Source organism: Streptomyces sp. NPDC031340 (assembly GCF_055569945.1).
On record NZ_JBVIIE010000101.1, the window covers coordinates 1 to 16464 of the forward strand.

Annotated in this window: 9 protein-coding genes and 1 pseudogene; 3 read left to right on the forward strand and 7 right to left on the reverse strand. The window is 73.1% G+C overall.

Annotated elements, in window-relative coordinates; translation table 11 throughout:
• Positions 1–598: 598 nt before the first annotated feature.
• From ACZ5GT_RS39985 to ACZ5GT_RS40015, 7 genes and pseudogenes are all read right to left on the reverse strand, one after another.
• A complete protein-coding gene (locus tag ACZ5GT_RS39985) occupies positions 599–1156 on the reverse strand; it encodes a flavin reductase family protein (RefSeq protein ID WP_469036659.1) in 558 nt (185 codons plus the stop codon).
• Positions 1157–1160: 4 nt separating this feature from the next.
• Entirely contained in the window at positions 1161–1679 is a 519-nt protein-coding gene (locus ACZ5GT_RS39990; RefSeq protein ID WP_469036662.1) for an acyl-CoA thioesterase, read from the reverse strand.
• 7 nt (positions 1680–1686) lie between these two features.
• Positions 1687–7566 (reverse strand): type I polyketide synthase, encoded by a 5880-nt coding sequence (locus ACZ5GT_RS39995; protein ID WP_469036664.1) that lies wholly within the window; start codon positions 7564–7566, stop codon positions 1687–1689.
• Complete coding sequence (locus ACZ5GT_RS40000) at positions 7563–8564, reverse strand: hypothetical protein (protein WP_469036669.1); 1002 nt, start codon at positions 8562–8564, stop codon at positions 7563–7565. The genes ACZ5GT_RS39995 and ACZ5GT_RS40000 overlap by 4 nt, the downstream gene beginning before the upstream one ends.
• The gene (locus tag ACZ5GT_RS40005; RefSeq protein WP_469036671.1) at positions 8561–10546 is read right to left on the reverse strand and encodes a CRTAC1 family protein; all 1986 of its coding nucleotides are present in this window, start codon (positions 10544–10546) and stop codon (positions 8561–8563) included. Before ACZ5GT_RS40005 ends, ACZ5GT_RS40000 begins: the two co-directional genes overlap by 4 nt.
• 568 nt (positions 10547–11114) lie before the next feature.
• A pseudogene (locus ACZ5GT_RS40010) lies at positions 11115–11568 on the reverse strand (IS110 family transposase); the annotation flags it as partial.
• A 316-nt stretch (positions 11569–11884) separates the two neighbouring features.
• A complete protein-coding gene (locus ACZ5GT_RS40015; protein ID WP_469036674.1) occupies positions 11885–12685 on the reverse strand; it encodes a TIGR03084 family metal-binding protein in 801 nt (266 codons plus the stop codon).
• Positions 12686–12863: 178 nt separating this feature from the next.
• Between ACZ5GT_RS40015 and ACZ5GT_RS40020 the strand changes: the two genes are divergently transcribed.
• From ACZ5GT_RS40020 to ACZ5GT_RS40030, 3 genes are all read left to right on the forward strand, one after another.
• Positions 12864–13853 carry a DUF1702 family protein gene (locus ACZ5GT_RS40020; RefSeq protein ID WP_469036680.1) on the forward strand — a complete coding sequence of 330 codons (990 nt, stop codon included), beginning with the start codon at positions 12864–12866 and terminating at the stop codon, positions 13851–13853.
• Positions 13854–13899: 46 nt separating this feature from the next.
• The gene (locus ACZ5GT_RS40025; RefSeq protein ID WP_469036677.1) at positions 13900–14877 is read left to right on the forward strand and encodes a DUF1702 family protein; all 978 of its coding nucleotides are present in this window, start codon (positions 13900–13902) and stop codon (positions 14875–14877) included.
• Positions 14878–14942: 65 nt separating this feature from the next.
• Entirely contained in the window at positions 14943–16238 is a 1296-nt protein-coding gene (locus tag ACZ5GT_RS40030) for a cytochrome P450 (RefSeq protein ID WP_469036681.1), read from the forward strand.
• Positions 16239–16464 lie beyond the last annotated feature (226 nt).

The window sequence follows — 16464 nt, forward strand, 5'->3', positions numbered from 1 at the left end:
GCCTGATTGGTAACAATGTTGGGGGGCTCACCGTTGTGAAGATTGTGGGGAAAACCTCGGACAGACTCCATCAACTCCCGTCGTGCATCCCGCACCGCAGCGCTGTGCCGGATGCACGACGGCGTCGACGGCCGTTTCCATCAGATCGGGTCGAGGGTCTTCCTCGTCGTCGTCCCGGCCCACTGGGCGCGGCACCTCGTCCGGGCCGCGCTGCCGCCGCGCTCTGCGGGGACACGAGGGCCTCGTGGCTCGACCGGCGGATGAGCCAGGCCGCTCCGAGCGACGACCCGGTGGCCGGCATCGCGGCGATGGGGCTCCCCCACCACCGGAACGCGCCCGAGCACCCGCACCTGTACGGCGTGTCGTCCGGCGGGGCGGGGTTCGCGGGGGTGGGGTTCGGCGGGGGTTCGGCGGGAGGGCGGCGGGTTCGGCCTCGCGGAGGAGGTCCGGCGGCACGGCCGCCGACCCCTACGACGCGGAGAGCTGCTTCACCTGTGGCGCCACGGCACGGCCGAGAACGCCCACGGCTGAAAACGCCGCCGGGCCGCGGCCGTCGCGAACGGCGACCGCGGCCCGGCGGGCACAGCCCTGGGCGGACTCAGACGGTGGACGGCGCCAGGCGGTGGAAGGCGCCGCCGTAGAACAGCAGGGCGTCACCACCCGGCCCGCGGCCCGCCTCGAGCACGGCGCCGAGCAGGATCGAGTGGTCGCCGCCGTCGTACACCGCCTCCAGCCCGCACTCCAGCCAGGCCAGGGCACCCGACAGGATCGGCGCGCCGGTACGGCGGCCCGGCTCGGTGTCCACCGCCTCGAACTCCCGAGCGCCGCGCGGCCGTCGGCGGTCCGCGAAGCGGCGCGCGATCGGCTCCTGGTCGGCGGAGAGCATGGAGACCGCGAACGCCTTCTCGTCCAGCAGCAGGTCGTGCAGTGCCGCCGTGCGCAGCACGCACACCAGCACCAGCGGCGGATCCAGCGACACGGACGTGAAGGAGTTCGCCGTCATGCCCCTCGGCATCTCCCGGCCCGCCGTCAGGACGGTGATGCCGGTCGCGAAGGAGCCCAGGACGCCGCGCAGTTCGCGGCGGTCCTTGTCCAGCAGCGCGGGCGCCCTGTCCGGGGCGGGCGGGCGCGGGCCGTCCGCGCGACCGTCGGCCATGCCGTCACCCCCCGCCCGTCGCCGCCGCGAGCTGCCCGGGGGGCGCCGAGCCGGCCGCCGGGAGCGCGTACGGCTCCAGTGCGCGGCGCAGCGCCGCGGGCACCCGGGTCGGCCGGGTGCCGGTGTTGGGCCCGCGCATACAGGCCACGCGCTGCCGGCCCCGGGCGACCAGTTCCTCGGTGACGGGCCGGTCGGCATCGCCCTCGCCGTCCCCGCCGCGCAGCCGCACGTAGTCGAAGGTGAACCCGATCTGAGTCTGCGTCAGGTCTTCCAGCCGCATCCGGATCGACAGTTGGTCGAAAGCGGTGATCTCGGCGAAGAACTCGCAGCCGACCGAGAGCGTGAACAGCTTGAGATCGCCTCGGATGTCGTCCAGCACGGCCGGGGCCCGGTCGTGCAGGAACATCTCCCTGCACCGGCCCTGCCAGCGAACGTAGTTGACGTAGTAGACGTTCCCCACCAGGTTGGTCTCCTCGAAGCCGACCAGGTGGCGCATCTCGTAGTAGGGGCGTTCTCCGCCCATGGGTTCCTCACCCCTCCTTCTCTGTCAGCACGGCGAACACCGCCGGTGCGGACGCACCGCGCAGTAGGGCGGGGACGGTGGCGATCCGGGCCGGTCCGGACCGCAGCACCACCCACCGGTCCGGGACCCCGGAGCCACCGTCCACCGTCAGTTCGACGTGCGCCCGGCCGCTCTTGCGCAGGCACTCGGTGGCACACCACACCCGGGCCGCGGCGAGCGACAGGTCCTCGCCGTGCTCGGCCGCGATCAGCCGGGCCAGCGCGAGACCGCCGGCGCCCAGCAGCCCCTCCCACTCGTCGGGGCCGCGCTCCTCGACGCGCTGCACATCGCACGCGACGGGCCGCTCCCCGGCCACGGCGAGGGTCACCCCGGCGCCGTGGGAGGCGGAGACGTGCGGGCCGCCGTCCACCTCGGGCCGGCCGTCCGGACGATGACGAAGCGTCACCGGGCGGCCGAGCGCCTGGCCGAGGGCGTGAGCGGTGCGGGCCCGGCGAGCGTCCCGGGCGCCGTCCGCGCCGTCGCGGTCCGGGTGGACGGCGATCCGCACCGGCTCGGGCAGCACCGTCTCGACGCGGCGCTCCAGGTACGGGCCGAGCAGCGCCGGCTCCCAGGGACCGAGGCCGTCCGTCTTGCGCACGGCGCGCAGCGTCAGGCCCGTCCAGCGCTCGACCGTCGCGCCCTGCTCGTCGCGGACGTCGAGGTCGTAGACGTAGGTGTCGCCGTCCCGGGACCGCTCCACGGCGTGCAGGACCACACGTCCGGTGCCGGCGGCCACGGCCGGGTCGGCGAGGTGCAGCCGCTCGATGCCCACCGGCAGCAGGGTGGCGTCCGGCACGCACGCCTGGATGGAGTGCATCAGCGCGTCACGGGTGCCCGGGTCGGCCAGCACCAGCTCGGACGGCAGGAAGCCCGCGAACCAGGGCGCGGTGGCGGACGTGGAGATGTCCGCGACGCACTCCTTGGCGGCCAGGTGCCGGTAGCCGGTCAGGCGCTGGAAGCGGGCGCCCTGGAACAGCACCGGCCCGTACATGTCCCGCGCCGCGTCCAGCGCCGGGGCGACGCCCTCGGGCGGGTTCGGCCCGTGCGGCGGCTCCGGGTGCGGTCCGTAGCGCAGGACGGCGCGGAAGTGGTCGGCGCGGAAATCGGTCTCACTGGAGCGGATCACCGCGCGGACGGTGTCGGGACCGGTGGCCAGCACGGCCACCCGCACGGTGGTCGAGCCGTCCGGCGGGACCGCCACCGGACGCAGGAACTCGGCCTCTTCCAGGACGGGCACCGCATCGCGTCCCGTGCGGCCGGTGAGGGCCGCCGCGGCCTGGGCCATGGCCTCCATGCCGAGCACCGCCGGGAGCAGCAGGGTGCCGTCCAGGAGATGGTCGGCGAGGTAGGGGTCGGTGGCGGCGGACAGCTCCGAGTCCGCGACGAGCTCCACGTCCGGGTAGTGGGCCTGCACCCGCTCCAGGAACCGGAGCAGCGGCAGTTCGCGGTCGTCGAGGGCGATGGTCGGGAGGCCGCCGGCGCGGCCCATGACGACCAGGGTGTCGGGCATCTCCGGGTCGGCCAGCACCCGGCGGAGCATCGCGACGCCCTCGTCGGCCGGGATCGGCTCGATGCCCTCCCGGAGGAGCGATTCGAGCACGCCGAGCCGCTCCCCCATCCCGGTGCCGGACCACACCGACCACTCCAGCGCGACGCACCGGCAGCCCGGCAGGTCCTGGCGCAGCCGGGCGATCCGCTCGGTCAGCCAGTCGTTGGCGGTCGCGTAGTCGGCCTCGCCGCGCAGCCCGGCGCGGCCGATGATGCTGCCGAACGCGACGACCAGCCGCAGGTCGGCCGGGTCGACGGCGGCGAGCACCGCCTCGAGACCGGCGATCTTGACGGCCAGGGTGCGGCGGAACGCCGCCTCGTCGAGGTCGGCGAGGGCGCGCGGTTGGTTGCGTCCCGCACCGTGCAGCACGGCGGTGACGGGTCCGAGCCGTTCGCGTATCTCGTTGACGGCGATCTTGGTGTCACCGGCCGAGGTGACGTCGGCCCGGGCGTAGTGGAAGCGGACGCCCGAGGCGGCCATCCGGCCGAGGTTCGCGGCGAGTTCCCGGTCGGTCTCGGGGTCGGAACGGCCCAGCAGGCCGACGGCGCAGCCGGTGTCCCGGGCGAGGGACAGGGCGCATTCGGCGGTGATGCCCTTGCCTCCGCCGGTGACCAGGACGACATCGGCGCCGGTCAGCGGGGTCCGGGCGGTGGCACCGATGCCGGTGTCGGCCTCGGTGAGCGGCCACGCCCGCAGCACGGGGACCCGGCGGACCCCCGCGGCGTCGTAGTGCACCTCGCTGAACCCGCTGGTGGCCGCGACGTCGGCGACGATGCGGCGCGCCAGCTCGGCCGGGGCCGGCAGGCTGTTGAGGGGCACGGTGACGACGGTGGTCGCGGTGGCGGGCGCCTCCAGGTGGAGTGTCTTGGCCAGCCCGGCGGGGCCGCGCCGGTCGCCGACGGCGACGAACCGGGCGGCGGGCGCGGTGGGATGCAGGGCGGCGCGGGCCGCCGACAGCATCAGCGCGGCATGCTCGTCGTCGCAGTCGGCGGGCAGACACAGCAGCACGCCCCCGCCCAGCCCGGCTTCCCGGAGGGCCGCTGCGAGCGGCTCGGCGAGCGCATGCCGGTCGGGTGCGAACACGGTCCAGTCCGCGCCGCCGCCTCCGGCGGAGCCGGGCTGCCCGGGCACCTCGCCGGGTTCCGCCTCGACCAGATCGACCGAGAACGCGCGGACCCACGGCGCCACCCCGGCCGCCACCGGCGTGCGGTCCGCGTCCGAGGGCAGGGCCGTGCCGGACAACTCGTCCAGCAGGCCCGCCAGTTCGGCCAGGGTCGAGGTGGCGAACGCCGAGGTCGTGGCGATGGCCTCGACCCCGAGCTCACGGGCCGCGTCATTCATGATCTGGCCGACCGTGATGGAGCTCAGGTGCAGCTCGTCCAGCGGGTTGGTGTCCGGCGAGATGGCCGAGGGCGGCAGCTCGGCACGCGCCGCGGCCAGCCTCATCAGGACGTCCAGGCTGGTCGTGCCGTCCCCGGCGGATTCCACCGCGGCTCCCTGCCGCACGGCGCCCGCGTCGGCGCCCGCGTCGGTGGACGCGGGCACCGTGGCCGGCAGATCCCCGTCGGGTGCGGACTCGCACGGGTTCGCCAGGAACCGGAACTCCTTGTCCAGCGGCAGCGGCCGGGTGAAGCGGTCCCGGAACAGCTCCCGGTGGCGCACCGGGGCGCCCAGCACCCATGCCGCCGCCACACCGTGGAAAAGCCCGGCGAGCGAGGTTCCGTCGGTGTCCAGGGCGATCACCGGGACGTCCACGGTCTCCGCCGCGAGGCCGCGCAGGATCCGGCCCGGTCCCACTTCCAGCAGCAGATCGCTCTCCGCCGCCACGGCCGTGACGGCCTCGGCGAACCGCACCGGGGCCAGCACCTGCCGGGTCAGCAGCTCCGCGACGTCGGCGTCGTCCCCGAGCGGTGCACCGGTGACCGTCGAGATCACTCGCCGTACCGGCGGGCCGAAATCCTCCTTCGCCAGGTGTGCGGCGAAGGCCTGCGCGGCGGGGGCGACCGCGGGCGAGTGGAAGGCGTGCGAGACGTTGATGCGCTGCACCCCGAGCCCCTGCCCGGCCGCGCGCTCGCACACCCGGTCTACGGCGGCGGCAGGCCCTGACACCACGGTCTGGCCGGGGCTGTTGTACCCGGCGATCACCACCGGCTCGCCGTCGAGGAGCGGTTCCACCGAACCGGGCCCCGCAGCGATGCCCGCCATGGTGCCCCCGCCGTCGCTTGCCCGAGCCATGACGCGGCCGCGCACCTCGGCCAGGCGCAGCAGCCCTGCCTCGTCCATCGTCCCGGCCCAGTGCAGTGCTGTCAGCTCGCCCAGGCTGTGCCCGGCGGCGGATGCGGCCTCGATACCGAGTGCGTCGAGGACGCGCAGGCCGGCGGCGGAAGCGGTGACGATGCGGGGCTGGGCGACCTCGGTGGCCACCTGGTCGCCGCCGGTCGGGAGGCGCCGGCCGCGATAGAGGTCGTCCACCGCGGCGAAGCGGCGGCGCAGCGCTCCGCCGTCGCCGCGGCGGCCCGCGCCCTGACCGGGGAAGAGGAACCCGATCCGGGGCGCCACGTCGGCTCGTTCGCCGAGGAACTGCCCGGCGGCCGGATCGAGAACGGAGCGGGAACCGCCGTCGACGCGCAGGAGCAGGTCGGTGAGACGCTTCTCGGCCTGCTCCGGGGAGGAGGCGACGACGGCGGCGCGCAGGGGCCGGTTGGCCAGGTCGGCCTGGAGTGTGGCGGCCAGGTCGCCGAGTTCGGCGTAGGAGAGGCGTCCGGCCAGGGCGGCGAGGCGGGCGAGGCGCTCTCGCAGCCCGTCGGTGTCGTCGGCGTCGACGAGCAGCAGTTCGCAGTCCTGGCGGGAGCGCACGAGCCGGACCGCGGACCGGGGCAGGGCGGTGCGGCGCACCCCGTCGGCGTGTTCGACGACGACATGGGCGTTGATGCCGCCGAACCCCATCGAGGACACGCCGGCCCGTACGAACGCGCCCTCGGGCCACGGCTCCGCCTCGGTGGGGACGCGCAGCGCGGGCCGGTCCGCGGTGAGTTCGGGGTGCGGGTCGAAGTGGCCGGTGGCCGGGGGGATGATCTGGTGGCGGACGGTGAGGATGGCCTTGAGCAGCCCGGCGATGCCGGCGGCTGCCTTGGTGTGGCCCACGTTGCCCTTGACGGTGGTCAGGGCGGCGGGCGGCGCCTCGGGGTCGGCGGCCCGGCGCGCCTCGGAGAAGGCGCGCAGTTCGGTGCTGTCGCCGACGGCGGTGCCGGTGCCGTGGCCTTCCAGGTAGGGAACGGTCTCGATGCCGAACCCCGCGCTGTGGTAGGCGCGTTCGATGGCGCGGCGGTGGCCGGACGCCTCGGGGCGGGTGATGCCGCCGCGGCCGTCGGAGGAGTAGCCCCAGCCGGCGACCGTCGCGTAGCGGAAGCGCCCCTGCGCACGGGCGTCCGCGTCCCGCATCAGCACCACGGCCCCGCAGCCCTCGCCGGGCCAGAAGCCGTTGGAGCCGCGGTCGTAGACGCGCATCTCCCCGGTGGCCAGTGCGCCGGTCTTGGCGAAGCCGATCACTTCGAACGGGTCGATGCTCAGGTCCACGCCTCCGGCGATCGCGACGTCCAGTTGGCCGGAGACCAGGCTGTCGCAGGCGGTGGCGACGGACAGCAGCGAGGAGGAGCAGGCTCCGTCGACGGTGAATCCGCCGCCACCGAGGTCGAAGTGGTTGCAGATGCGCCCGGCGATGGTGTTGGCCAGGCCTCCGGCGAGGCTGTCCTCGTCGATGGGCGGGAAGGGGGACTTGTACCGGTCCTCCAGGCGGCCCAGGAACTCGGCCAGTTCCTCGTCCTCCCAGCCCTGTTCACGCAGTGCGGCGCCGACGGTGCGGCGTACGTAGGGCCAGCGCAGCCGCATCAGGTTGGCCCGGCTGAACTCGCCGGTGAGGCTGTTGCCGATGATGACGCCGGTTCGGGCGGAGGGCAGTCCGGTCCCGTCCGGGTACCCGGCGTCGGTCAGGGCGCGGTCGACGGTGTCCAGCGCCAGCCAGTGCGTCATGTCCGTGGACCGGAAGGTGGATCCGGCTATCCGGTGCTTGACGCGGTCGAACTCGAATCCCTCCAGGACGGCCGCCTTCTGCGCGTAGTGGCGGTCGGGGGCTGCGGGGTCGGGCGAGTAGTAGTCCTCGCGGCGCATCCGCTCGTCGGGAAGGCGTCGGAAGGCGCGCCGTCCGGCGAGGACGTTCTGCCAGAGCTGTTCGGGAGAGTCGGCGTCGGGGTAGCGGCAGGCGATGCCGACCACGGCGATGCGTGTGGGTTCCCCGTTCATACCGTCACCGCCTTGGAGGGCCCGGCGTCCGGTTCGGAGACCGTCTGCGGGACGGCGGCCCGCTCCCGGCGCCGCCGCAGCAGGTGCGCGGCCCACCAGCCGGCGCCGCGCAGCGCGCACACGAGCGTGGTGGCGAAGAACAGGGTGTACACGACGTTGAACAGCATCAGTACCCCGTAGACCGTGGCCACGCCCGCTCCGAACATGAACTGGTTGCGGGGGCGGCCGGGCGTCGTGCCCGGGTCGCTGATCATGTAGTTGGTGAAGAGCACGAAGGCCACCCCGCTCATCGCGCCGACTGCCGAGTAGACCGCGACGTCCCACACGAAGTGGCGGATCACCGCCTGGATGGCGAAGCCGCCGAGCCAGCCGACGATCAGCGCCACACGCTTGGTCAGCATGGAGTTGATGACGGTCCCGGCCGTCGCGATGATCAGCGGGATGCCCATCCGGAAGAAATTGTTGGCGTTCTCGGTGAACTGGTAGGGCGGTGCGATGCTGTACCACGAGCCGAAGCACAGCAGGGAGACCGTGATGCCCAGGTTGGACGGGTTCATGAAGTGCCGCATCCGGCCGGCGATCGGCGCCTGGAACACGTGTTTGCCGCCGACTCCGACGACCACGCCGAACAGGATCGGCAGGTAGAGGTCGTTGCCGTAGGTGAGCATGGAGGCGGCGAGCGCGGTGATGTGCGAGGGCAGCAGGAACTCGTACACCCCGCGCACACCCCGCCCGCGGAAGCGGGGGGCACGTTTGCACGCCCAGGCGCTGATCAGTTCGAGCACGATCTCGGTGGCGTATCCGCACAGCACCGTCAGGATCGGCCACAGCCAGGGCTGTTCGAAGCCGAGCAGCGTGTAGCCGAAGATGTTGAAGACGCTGATGGAGATGGCGAAGTTGCGCAGCGCGAGGTACCGCGCGTCCGGTTTGGCGGCGGGGCGCGGGGCTGCGGTCTGCGGTGCTTGTCCCGCGGAGGGATGGGGGACCGTGGCGGTCATGTGCTCGGTACCTCCTGCACGTCACCGGTGAGCATGAGGGTGTGGGAACCGGGGTCGAGACGGCGTTGCTGCTCGTGGACCTTGCCGTCGGCGTCGCGCCACCGGAGCTCCAGGTCCACGGGGCCGTCGTACTCGCCGAGTCCGAAACGGACGTCGAAGCTGCGGAAGCCGCTGTGGCCGCCGCCGCCGTCGAGTTGTGCGATCTCCGTGCCGTCGGGTGTCGTGGCGCGGACGGTGGCGCCGTATGCGGGGCTGCCGGCGGCGGCCAGGCCGTCGTCGGAGCCCTTCGCGGTGGGCCCGGTCGAGGGGCGCACCAGGTTCAGGGTGAGGTGATTGCCCAGCTTCGGGGCGGTGTTGGCGTAGAAGGCGGGCGGTCCCCACTGCCGGGCGACGGCGAAGTCCAGAGCCCCGGTGCCGGTGGTGTCGCCGGTGGCCAGGGCGCGGGTGGGAATGGGTACCGCGAGGCCGATCTGCTCGCTGATGTTGGCGAAGCCGTCGCCGGTGCGGGTGTAGAAGGCCAGCTTGTCGTCCCCGGAGATGTCGTCGCCCGGCTGCACGTTGGGCCACATGGCGGGGTTGGACAACAGGAGGTCGTTGGCCATGGCCATCTCCTGCAGCCACGGCCAGCGGTCGATCTTCCCCTTGACGAAGCCGTCGGTCTGCACCACGTCCTGCTTGCCGGAGTTGAGGAAGTCGCCCATCTTGACGTCCCAGGCCCAGCCGGTCCACGCCAGGCCGTACTCGCGGGCCTCCTGGGTGAACGGGGCCTCACCGTCGTCGAGTTTGCGGGCCATCTCCGCCTCGTCGGCGGCACGGTTCTTCCAGAGGAAGTTGGACTCCACCAGGCCCCAGCCCTCGGTGATGTTGCTGACCATCATGTCGAAACGGCCGGTGCGGTCCAGGTCGCCGAAGTCGACGCCCATGCCCTTGAAGGAGCCGCGGCCGAGCACGAACGACTTGGGGGTGGTGGGCGTGCGTTCTCCGACGGCCTCGGTGAACCGGATACGGCCGGGACGGGAGCGGTTGTACAGCAGGTGGTCGTGGCCGAAGTCGTTGGCGATGTACAGCTCCGGAAGGACATCACCGGTCAGATCGGCGCCGGCGACGGCCAGCGTCCAGCCCGTGCCGACTTTGTACGGGATCGCCTTGGGCTCCTGGACGTAGGTGGCGGTGGGCTGGGTGCCGGAGGTGGCGGACGTCCAGCGCAGCACGTGGTCGCCGCCGGCGTTCTCGGCCCGGGACAGCGATTCGTTCATCACCACGTTCTTCAGACCGTGCGGGTCGAGGACGTCGGAGTCGGGGAAGTAGTTGCCGACGACGATGTCCGGATGGCCGTCGCCGTCCAGGTCGCTCACGTGCACGGCGTCGGTGTTCCAGCGCGGACCGTGGTACCGGCCGTCCTGCGACTGGTAGGGCACCAGTTCACGCGGCACGTAGGCACGCGGCGACGGCGTGCGCGCGTCGGAGCGGGCCATGAAGAGGACCGGCGTGCGGCCCCAGTAACTGACCAGGATGTCCATGCGTCCGTCCGCGTTGAAGTCCCCGAAGGTGCAGCCGGTGGGCGCCATGGTGTTGTCCACGGGCAGCGGTGCGGCGTCGAGGAGGAACGGAGTGAACCGGTCGGACCGGTCTGCCGTCGGCGTGTACGTCACCGTGACCTGGTCGGTGCGGGTGTCCACGATGCACATGCCGGAGGCCCGGCCGTTCCCGGTCACGTCGTTGATCGCGATGCCGGCGCCCACCGACGAGATCCAGGAACGGATCTTCTCGTAGGCGGGGTTGACGGTCCGCACGGTGCGCTTGGGCAGCTTGTCGTAGCCCGGCGGCATTGCGATGGGCATTTCCTTGAAGCGGTAGGCGGCGGCCGCCTTCGTGCCGTCCGGCGCGGCCACCGATGCCCGGGTCGCATAGAACAGTGACGCCACGATGATAACCGTCACCAGCCCCGGCACGAGCCTGCGGATCCGCTGGCTGTATGCCACGGTGCCCCCTCTCTCTTGTAGATGGCAGGGTCGGCGTGCGAATCACGAGATTCGATTCCACAGATACGATCCGGGATGGCAATGTGGCGGGCATCTCCCGGCTTGCTAGCTGAGACGTCGCACGTCAGGACAGTCGGCAAGCTCGAAGAAGGATTTCGTGAAGGCCATCGCGAAAATCCTCTGTCCGGGCTCGGCGTGCACGCCGGGAATCGACCGACGCCTTTTCCGGATCGGCCGATTCCGATGAGATGACGCGAGCCTGTCGGCGATACCTGAATTGCCGTGCGCCGCTGGAATGCGGAGGTATGTTCGCCGAAGTCTCCGCGGTGCGCGCGAGCTCGCTTCCGTTTCGGATACGACGGTGAAGCCCATGCACCGGGTGCGGAACGGCTGCCGAAACCCGTACGCGGGGAACGGGACGTCGGCGCCACGGTGCTCGCCGAGCCGGCGCTCGGCATACGGGGGGGGTACCGGGGTACCTCTGTGTCCTTCGTCAAGCCCGAGAGAACCGGGCGAGGGCTGCCTCGGGGACGCGTGGTCGCAGAAGGTGCCGTCGCCGGCGGTGACCGGTGGCCTCGGCCGCCAAGTCCTGGCCGAAGCCCACCAGGACGGTCGGCTCGGCGGTGATCTCGTCGGTCGGCTCCAGCGAGCGCGGCGTGTGGGGCATGGCGCGAGCCGCGTCCGCGATCACGGCTGTGTCGTCGGCGTCGCTCTTCGCCTCGCCCGGACGGACGCCGGCGATCCGACGCATCGCCGGGCCGGACAGGCGGGCGCCGACTTGGAGCCGGCATCGCGGGCGACGGTCAGCGGAAGGGCTCCGACGGAGGCCGGCCGGCCCACGGTCACCAGCACGGTGCCGGACTTCGCGGCCGGTTCGTCGAAGACGGCCCGCGGCTTCGGCTCGCTGTCGGGCAGTCGCTTGTCGAGGCCTGCTTCCCGGCCGGGGCCGGTCCGTTGCCGTGCTGGGTCGTCCTGCCGACGCCCGGGCCGAGGAACGCTCCCACGTCTTCCATGCCGAACACCGGCTCCCTCCGCGGAAGTTGCTCGTGCCGGCCTCGGCGGTACGGCCGTTCGCGCATCCTCGTCGTACGGGCCTGCCGCCCGCGTGCTGTCCGGCGTCACGCCGGACCGGGCGGTGGCCGGACCTCTCATCAGCGTCTCCGACGGCGCCTCCCGGGCCCGGTGACACCAGCCCCCAGCTCGTCCGTTCGACAGGGGGCAACGGTCATGCCGGGCCCGGAGGCCGGCGGCTCTGTTGCAGGACCGCGGAAAACATGACGGGGGGGCCGGCCGCATCCGTGTCCGGGTTCCGTCCATCCTCCGACGGGTGCGCCGTGGTCAGCGCCCGAGTGCGGCGAACTGCCCGGGCCGGCGTCCGGGACCGGCCGGGCCCCGGTAGGCCTGAGCGATGTCCAGCCACTGATCGGCGTCCGGCCCGGACGCGGTGAGTGCGAGGTCGTCCCGGTGCCGGCGCCGGGTGGCCAGCAGACAGAGGTCGACGGCAGGACCGCTGATCCGCTGCTCCGCGTCGGGGTCGCCGAGTGTCCAGGACGCGCCCGAGGGCCCCGTCAGCTCGAACCGGAACCCCTTCTCCGGCTCCGGCAGACCATGCGGCTGGTAGCCGAACTCCCAGGTCAGGGCGGTGAATTCGGCCACATGGCGAATCCGGTCGGTGTACTGGCGTGCGACGCCGAGCGCATCGGCGATGTCCTGACCGTGGGCGAACACCTCCATCATGCCCGCGGCGGCCAGCACCCCCGCCGGGATCGGCCGGACCAGCCACGGCACCAACTGCTCCGGCGGTACAGCCCGAAGGGCCCGCTCGGTCCGCTCCCGCTGGGCCCGCCAGGCGTCCATCAACTGCTTGCCGTCCAGCGGCAGATACGGCTTCAGCCCGTTCTGGACGGCCTCGCCGAAGTTGCGGACCCCGGCGACGAACTCCTTGAACGCGGCGGGCTCCGCCGCCGCCTTCTCGGCCAGGCCGAACACCATGATGAGATGGGCGATCTGGTGCCGGACCGACCAGCCCTCGGCCGGTGTGGGCCGCGCCCACCCGGCCTCGTCGACATCCACCAGCAGGGCGTCGAGAGCGTCGCCCTCCTCCACGAGATCGCTGAGGACGTCCTTGTGCTGTGTCATGCCTCGTTCCTCTCTCCGGGCGGCTTGTCGCGGGGCCAGTCTCGGGCGAGGCGGGGGCCGGCCACTTCTCCGACCGTGCTGTTGACGCACCACGCTCCCGCAGGCGCAACCGGGAAGAAGCACCGGCATTCCGGGGATGCCGATGATGATGGCCGTCGAGTCGTTCCTGGAGGCGAATGTGGCGAGGACTCTGAGATCGCTCCGGCGCGTGCTGCTGGCCCCTGACCTGGCCGAGGTGTCCTTCGCCCGGCGCGGCTTCGCGCCGCTGCCCGCCGGCAGTGCCGCCGCCCGGCTGGAGGACGTCCCGCGTGCCGTCGTGTGCGGCTTCGAGTGGGCCATGGAGGCACGCGGTGTCCAGGAGACCGCGCATCGCCTGGAGCTCCTGGACCCGGAGCAGCGCGGCTTCGGCTACGAGGGCGCCACCATGGCGTTCACCGTCCTGGACGTGATGGGCCGCGGCCACCGCACCCGGGAACTGCTGAACGGTCCGGGCCGTCCGCACATCCTCCTCGCCTACATCGGCATCGGCTTCGCGATGGCGCGGCTGCCGCGCGTGACGTGGGGCAAAGTGCTGCCCGATCTCACCGGGCAGCAATACCACCCGGTGATGAGCTGGCTCGCGGTGGACGGCTACGGGTTCGACCTCGCCTATTTCCACACCCGCCGCTGGGTGGACGAGCAGCGGGTTCCGCCGAGTTATCCGTGGCAGGGCGCGCCCGCGTACTTCCCGCGCGCCGTGGACCAGGGCATCGGCCGCGCCCTGTGGTTCATCCACGGCGCCCGGCCCGAGCGCGTGGACACCGCCATCCGTGCCTTCGCCGAGCACCGGCAGCCGGACCTGTGGAGCGGTGCCGGGCTGGCCGCGACCTTCGCCGGTGGCTGCGGGCCGGACACGTTCGCGGCGCTGCGGCAGCTGGCCGGGCGGCACGCTCCCGAGCTGGCCCAGGGCGCGGTGTTCGCGATCCGCGCCCGGGACCTCGCCGGGTACGTGCCGGAGCACTCGGCCGTCGCCACGCGGGAGCTGACCGGCCTTTCGGTCGAGGCGGCCGTGGCCCTCGCCGACGACAGCGCCCTCCCGGAAGGCGCCCGGGGGCCGGTGCCGGCCTACGAGCGGTGGCGGAGCGCCATCCGTGCGCACTTTCGTCCCGAAGACGTCACCCGCCGATGACACCTCGGCGCGGACCCTGGGGAAAGCCGACAGGAAGGACAGTTCCATGCCGAGCACGATGGGCAGGCTGCGGCGCCGGCTGCTGACGCCGAACGTGACCGAGACCCTGCTGGAGACCCGCGGCTTCCACCGGAAGACGCCCGAGGCGCAGAACCTGCTGGAAACGATCGGCGCGCGGTTCCTGGAGGGCTACGGTCACGCCATGGCCGCCCGCACCGCGGCCGAGGCCGAGGAGCAGCTGGAGGCGGTCCCGGAGCGGTTCCGCGGCTTCGCCTACGAGGGCGCGGGCATGGCGTACGCCGTCCTCGACGGGTTGCCGGGAGGGGGCAGGAACGGCGTCGACCGTCTGCTGGCCGGCCGCGGCGGCGCGCACGTCTACATGGTGTACGTGGGCATCGGCTGGGCCATGGGCCGGCTGCCGCGGTTCCGGTGGGCGAAGCCCGACTCGCTCGACCCCCTGCTGCGCTGGCTGGTCCTGGACGGGTACGGGTTCCACCAGGCGTACTTCCGCACCGACCGCTACGTGCACCAGAAGTACCGGGACGAGCGGTTCCCGTGGCCGGCGCACGACTTCCCGGACTACACCGGCCGTGCCATCGACCAGGGCATCGGCCGTGCGCTGTGGTTCGTGTGCGGCACGGACGCCGGTCTGGTCGCGACCACGATCGAGGCGTTCCCGCAGGAGCGCCGCTCGGATCTCTACAGCGGCGCGGGCCTTGCCGCCACGTACGCCGGCGGCTGCGACGAGGCGGAGCTGGCGTTGCTGCGGGAGCAGGCGGGCCCCTATCGCGGGGCACTGGCGCAGGGCAGCGCGTTCGCGGCGGAGGCCCGGCTGCGCGCGGGGCTGCTGGTGCCGCACACGGCGGTGGCCACCCGGGTGCTGTGCGGCCTGGAACCGGAGGAGGCCGCCCGGATCACCCAGGAAGTCCGGCCTCGGGAGGCCGGAGCGGGTTCCCTGCCGGCGTACGAACTGTGGCGGCAGGCGATCGCCGAGCGGATCGCGGCCCGGACGGAGCGCCGGTGACCACCGTGGCCCGAGCGGTCCGGAGGGTGCCCCCGTCGCCGCCGCTGCGCGCCGTGCCGTCCCTGATGCGGCAGCTGGCCGGGGACCGTCTGGGCATGATGACGGCCGCCGCCGCGTACGGCGACGCGGTGCGGCTCCCCCTCGGGCCGAAGACGCTGTACTTCTTCAACCATCCCGACCACGCCAAGCACGTGCTGGCGGACAACGCCGCCAACTACCACAAGGGCATCGGCCTGGCGCAGGCCCGACGAGCACTCGGGGACGGCCTGCTGACCAGTGAGGGGGAACTCTGGCGCCGGCAGCGCAAGGTCGTCCAGCCCGCCTTCCAGCACCGGCGGATCGCCCGGCAGGCGGGGGCCGTCGCCGAGGAGGCGGCGGCTCTGGTGGAGCGGCTGCGCGGGTACGAAGGGCGCGGGCCGGTGAACCTGACAGGGGAACTGACGGGGCTGACGCTGGGTGTGCTGGGCCGCACGCTGCTCGACACCGGCCTGGACGACTTCACCGACCTCGGCCATGCCTTCGAGGCCGTCCAGGAACAGGCCATGTTCGAGATGATCACCATGGGCGCGGTGCCGATGTGGCTCCCGCTGCCCCACCAGATGCGCTTCCGGCGGGCCCGTGTCCGTCTCCAGCGGGTGGTGGAGCAGCTGGCGGCGCAGCGCCTCGCCCGTGGCGGACTCGGGCAGGGGGAGGACGCCCTCTCCCGGTTGATCGCGTCGGTACGCGAGGAGACCGATCCGCGGACCGGCGACCGGCGGCTGCGGGACGAGCTGATCACCCTGCTGCTGGCGGGACACGAGACCACCGCCTCCACCCTCGGCTGGACCTGTTACCTGGTGGACCGTCATCCAGAGGTGCGGGACAGGCTGCACCAGGAGGCGGTGGAGGTCCTGGGCGACCGGCTCCCCGGCTACGAGGATCTGCGCGACCTGACGTACACGGCCACGGTGGTCGAGGAGGCGATGCGGTTGTATCCCCCGGTGTGGATCCTGCCCCGGCAGGCACAGGAAGCCGACGAGATCGGCGGGTACCACGTACCGGCCGGCGCGGACGTCCTGATCTGTCCCTACACGCTGCACCGGCACCCGGGCTTCTGGAAGGCGCCCGGGCAGTTCCGGCCCGAGCGGTTCACGCCCGGGGAGCGGGGCGACCGCCCGCGGTACGCCCACATCCCGTTCGGCGCGGGCCCTCGGGTGTGCGTCGGCAGCAGCCTGGGCCTGATGGAGGCCGTGTTCACCATGGCTCTCCTGTGCCGGGACCTCCGCCTGGAGAAGGTGGCCGGCCACCGGGTCGTCCCGGAGCCGATGCTGTCGCTCGGGGTGCGCGACGGGCTGCGGGTGACGGTCCGCGCCGCGAGGTGACGGCCCGTCGGTCCGGTGACGCGAGGTGACGGTCCGTCGGTCCGGTGCCGCGGCGGGGGGGGGGGGGGGGGGTCCCCCCCCCCCCCCCCCCCCCCCCCCCCCCCCCCTCTCCCCCCCCCCCCCCTCCCCCCCCCCCCCCCCCCCCCCCTCTCCCCCCCCCCCCCCCCGGGCCCCTGTCTCGCCCGTTCCTCCCCCACGGGCGCGCGGGCGCCGGCGCTCCCCGGCT

What these genes read in the sequence shown, in the direction of transcription:
- ACZ5GT_RS39995 (WP_469036664.1), bottom strand. Translation starts at nt 7,566, where the DNA reads ATGAACGGGGAACCCACACGCATCGCCGTGGTCGGCATCGCCTGCCGC.
- ACZ5GT_RS39985 (WP_469036659.1), bottom strand. Translation starts at nt 1,156, where the DNA reads ATGGCCGACGGTCGCGCGGACGGCCCGCGCCCGCCCGCCCCGGACAGG.
- ACZ5GT_RS40000 (WP_469036669.1), bottom strand. Translation starts at nt 8,564, where the DNA reads ATGACCGCCACGGTCCCCCATCCCTCCGCGGGACAAGCACCGCAGACC.
- ACZ5GT_RS40025 (WP_469036677.1), top strand. Translation starts at nt 13,900, where the DNA reads ATGCCGAGCACGATGGGCAGGCTGCGGCGCCGGCTGCTGACGCCGAAC.
- ACZ5GT_RS40030 (WP_469036681.1), top strand. Translation starts at nt 14,943, where the DNA reads ATGCGGCAGCTGGCCGGGGACCGTCTGGGCATGATGACGGCCGCCGCC.
- ACZ5GT_RS39990 (WP_469036662.1), bottom strand. Translation starts at nt 1,679, where the DNA reads ATGGGCGGAGAACGCCCCTACTACGAGATGCGCCACCTGGTCGGCTTC.
- ACZ5GT_RS40015 (WP_469036674.1), bottom strand. Translation starts at nt 12,685, where the DNA reads ATGACACAGCACAAGGACGTCCTCAGCGATCTCGTGGAGGAGGGCGAC.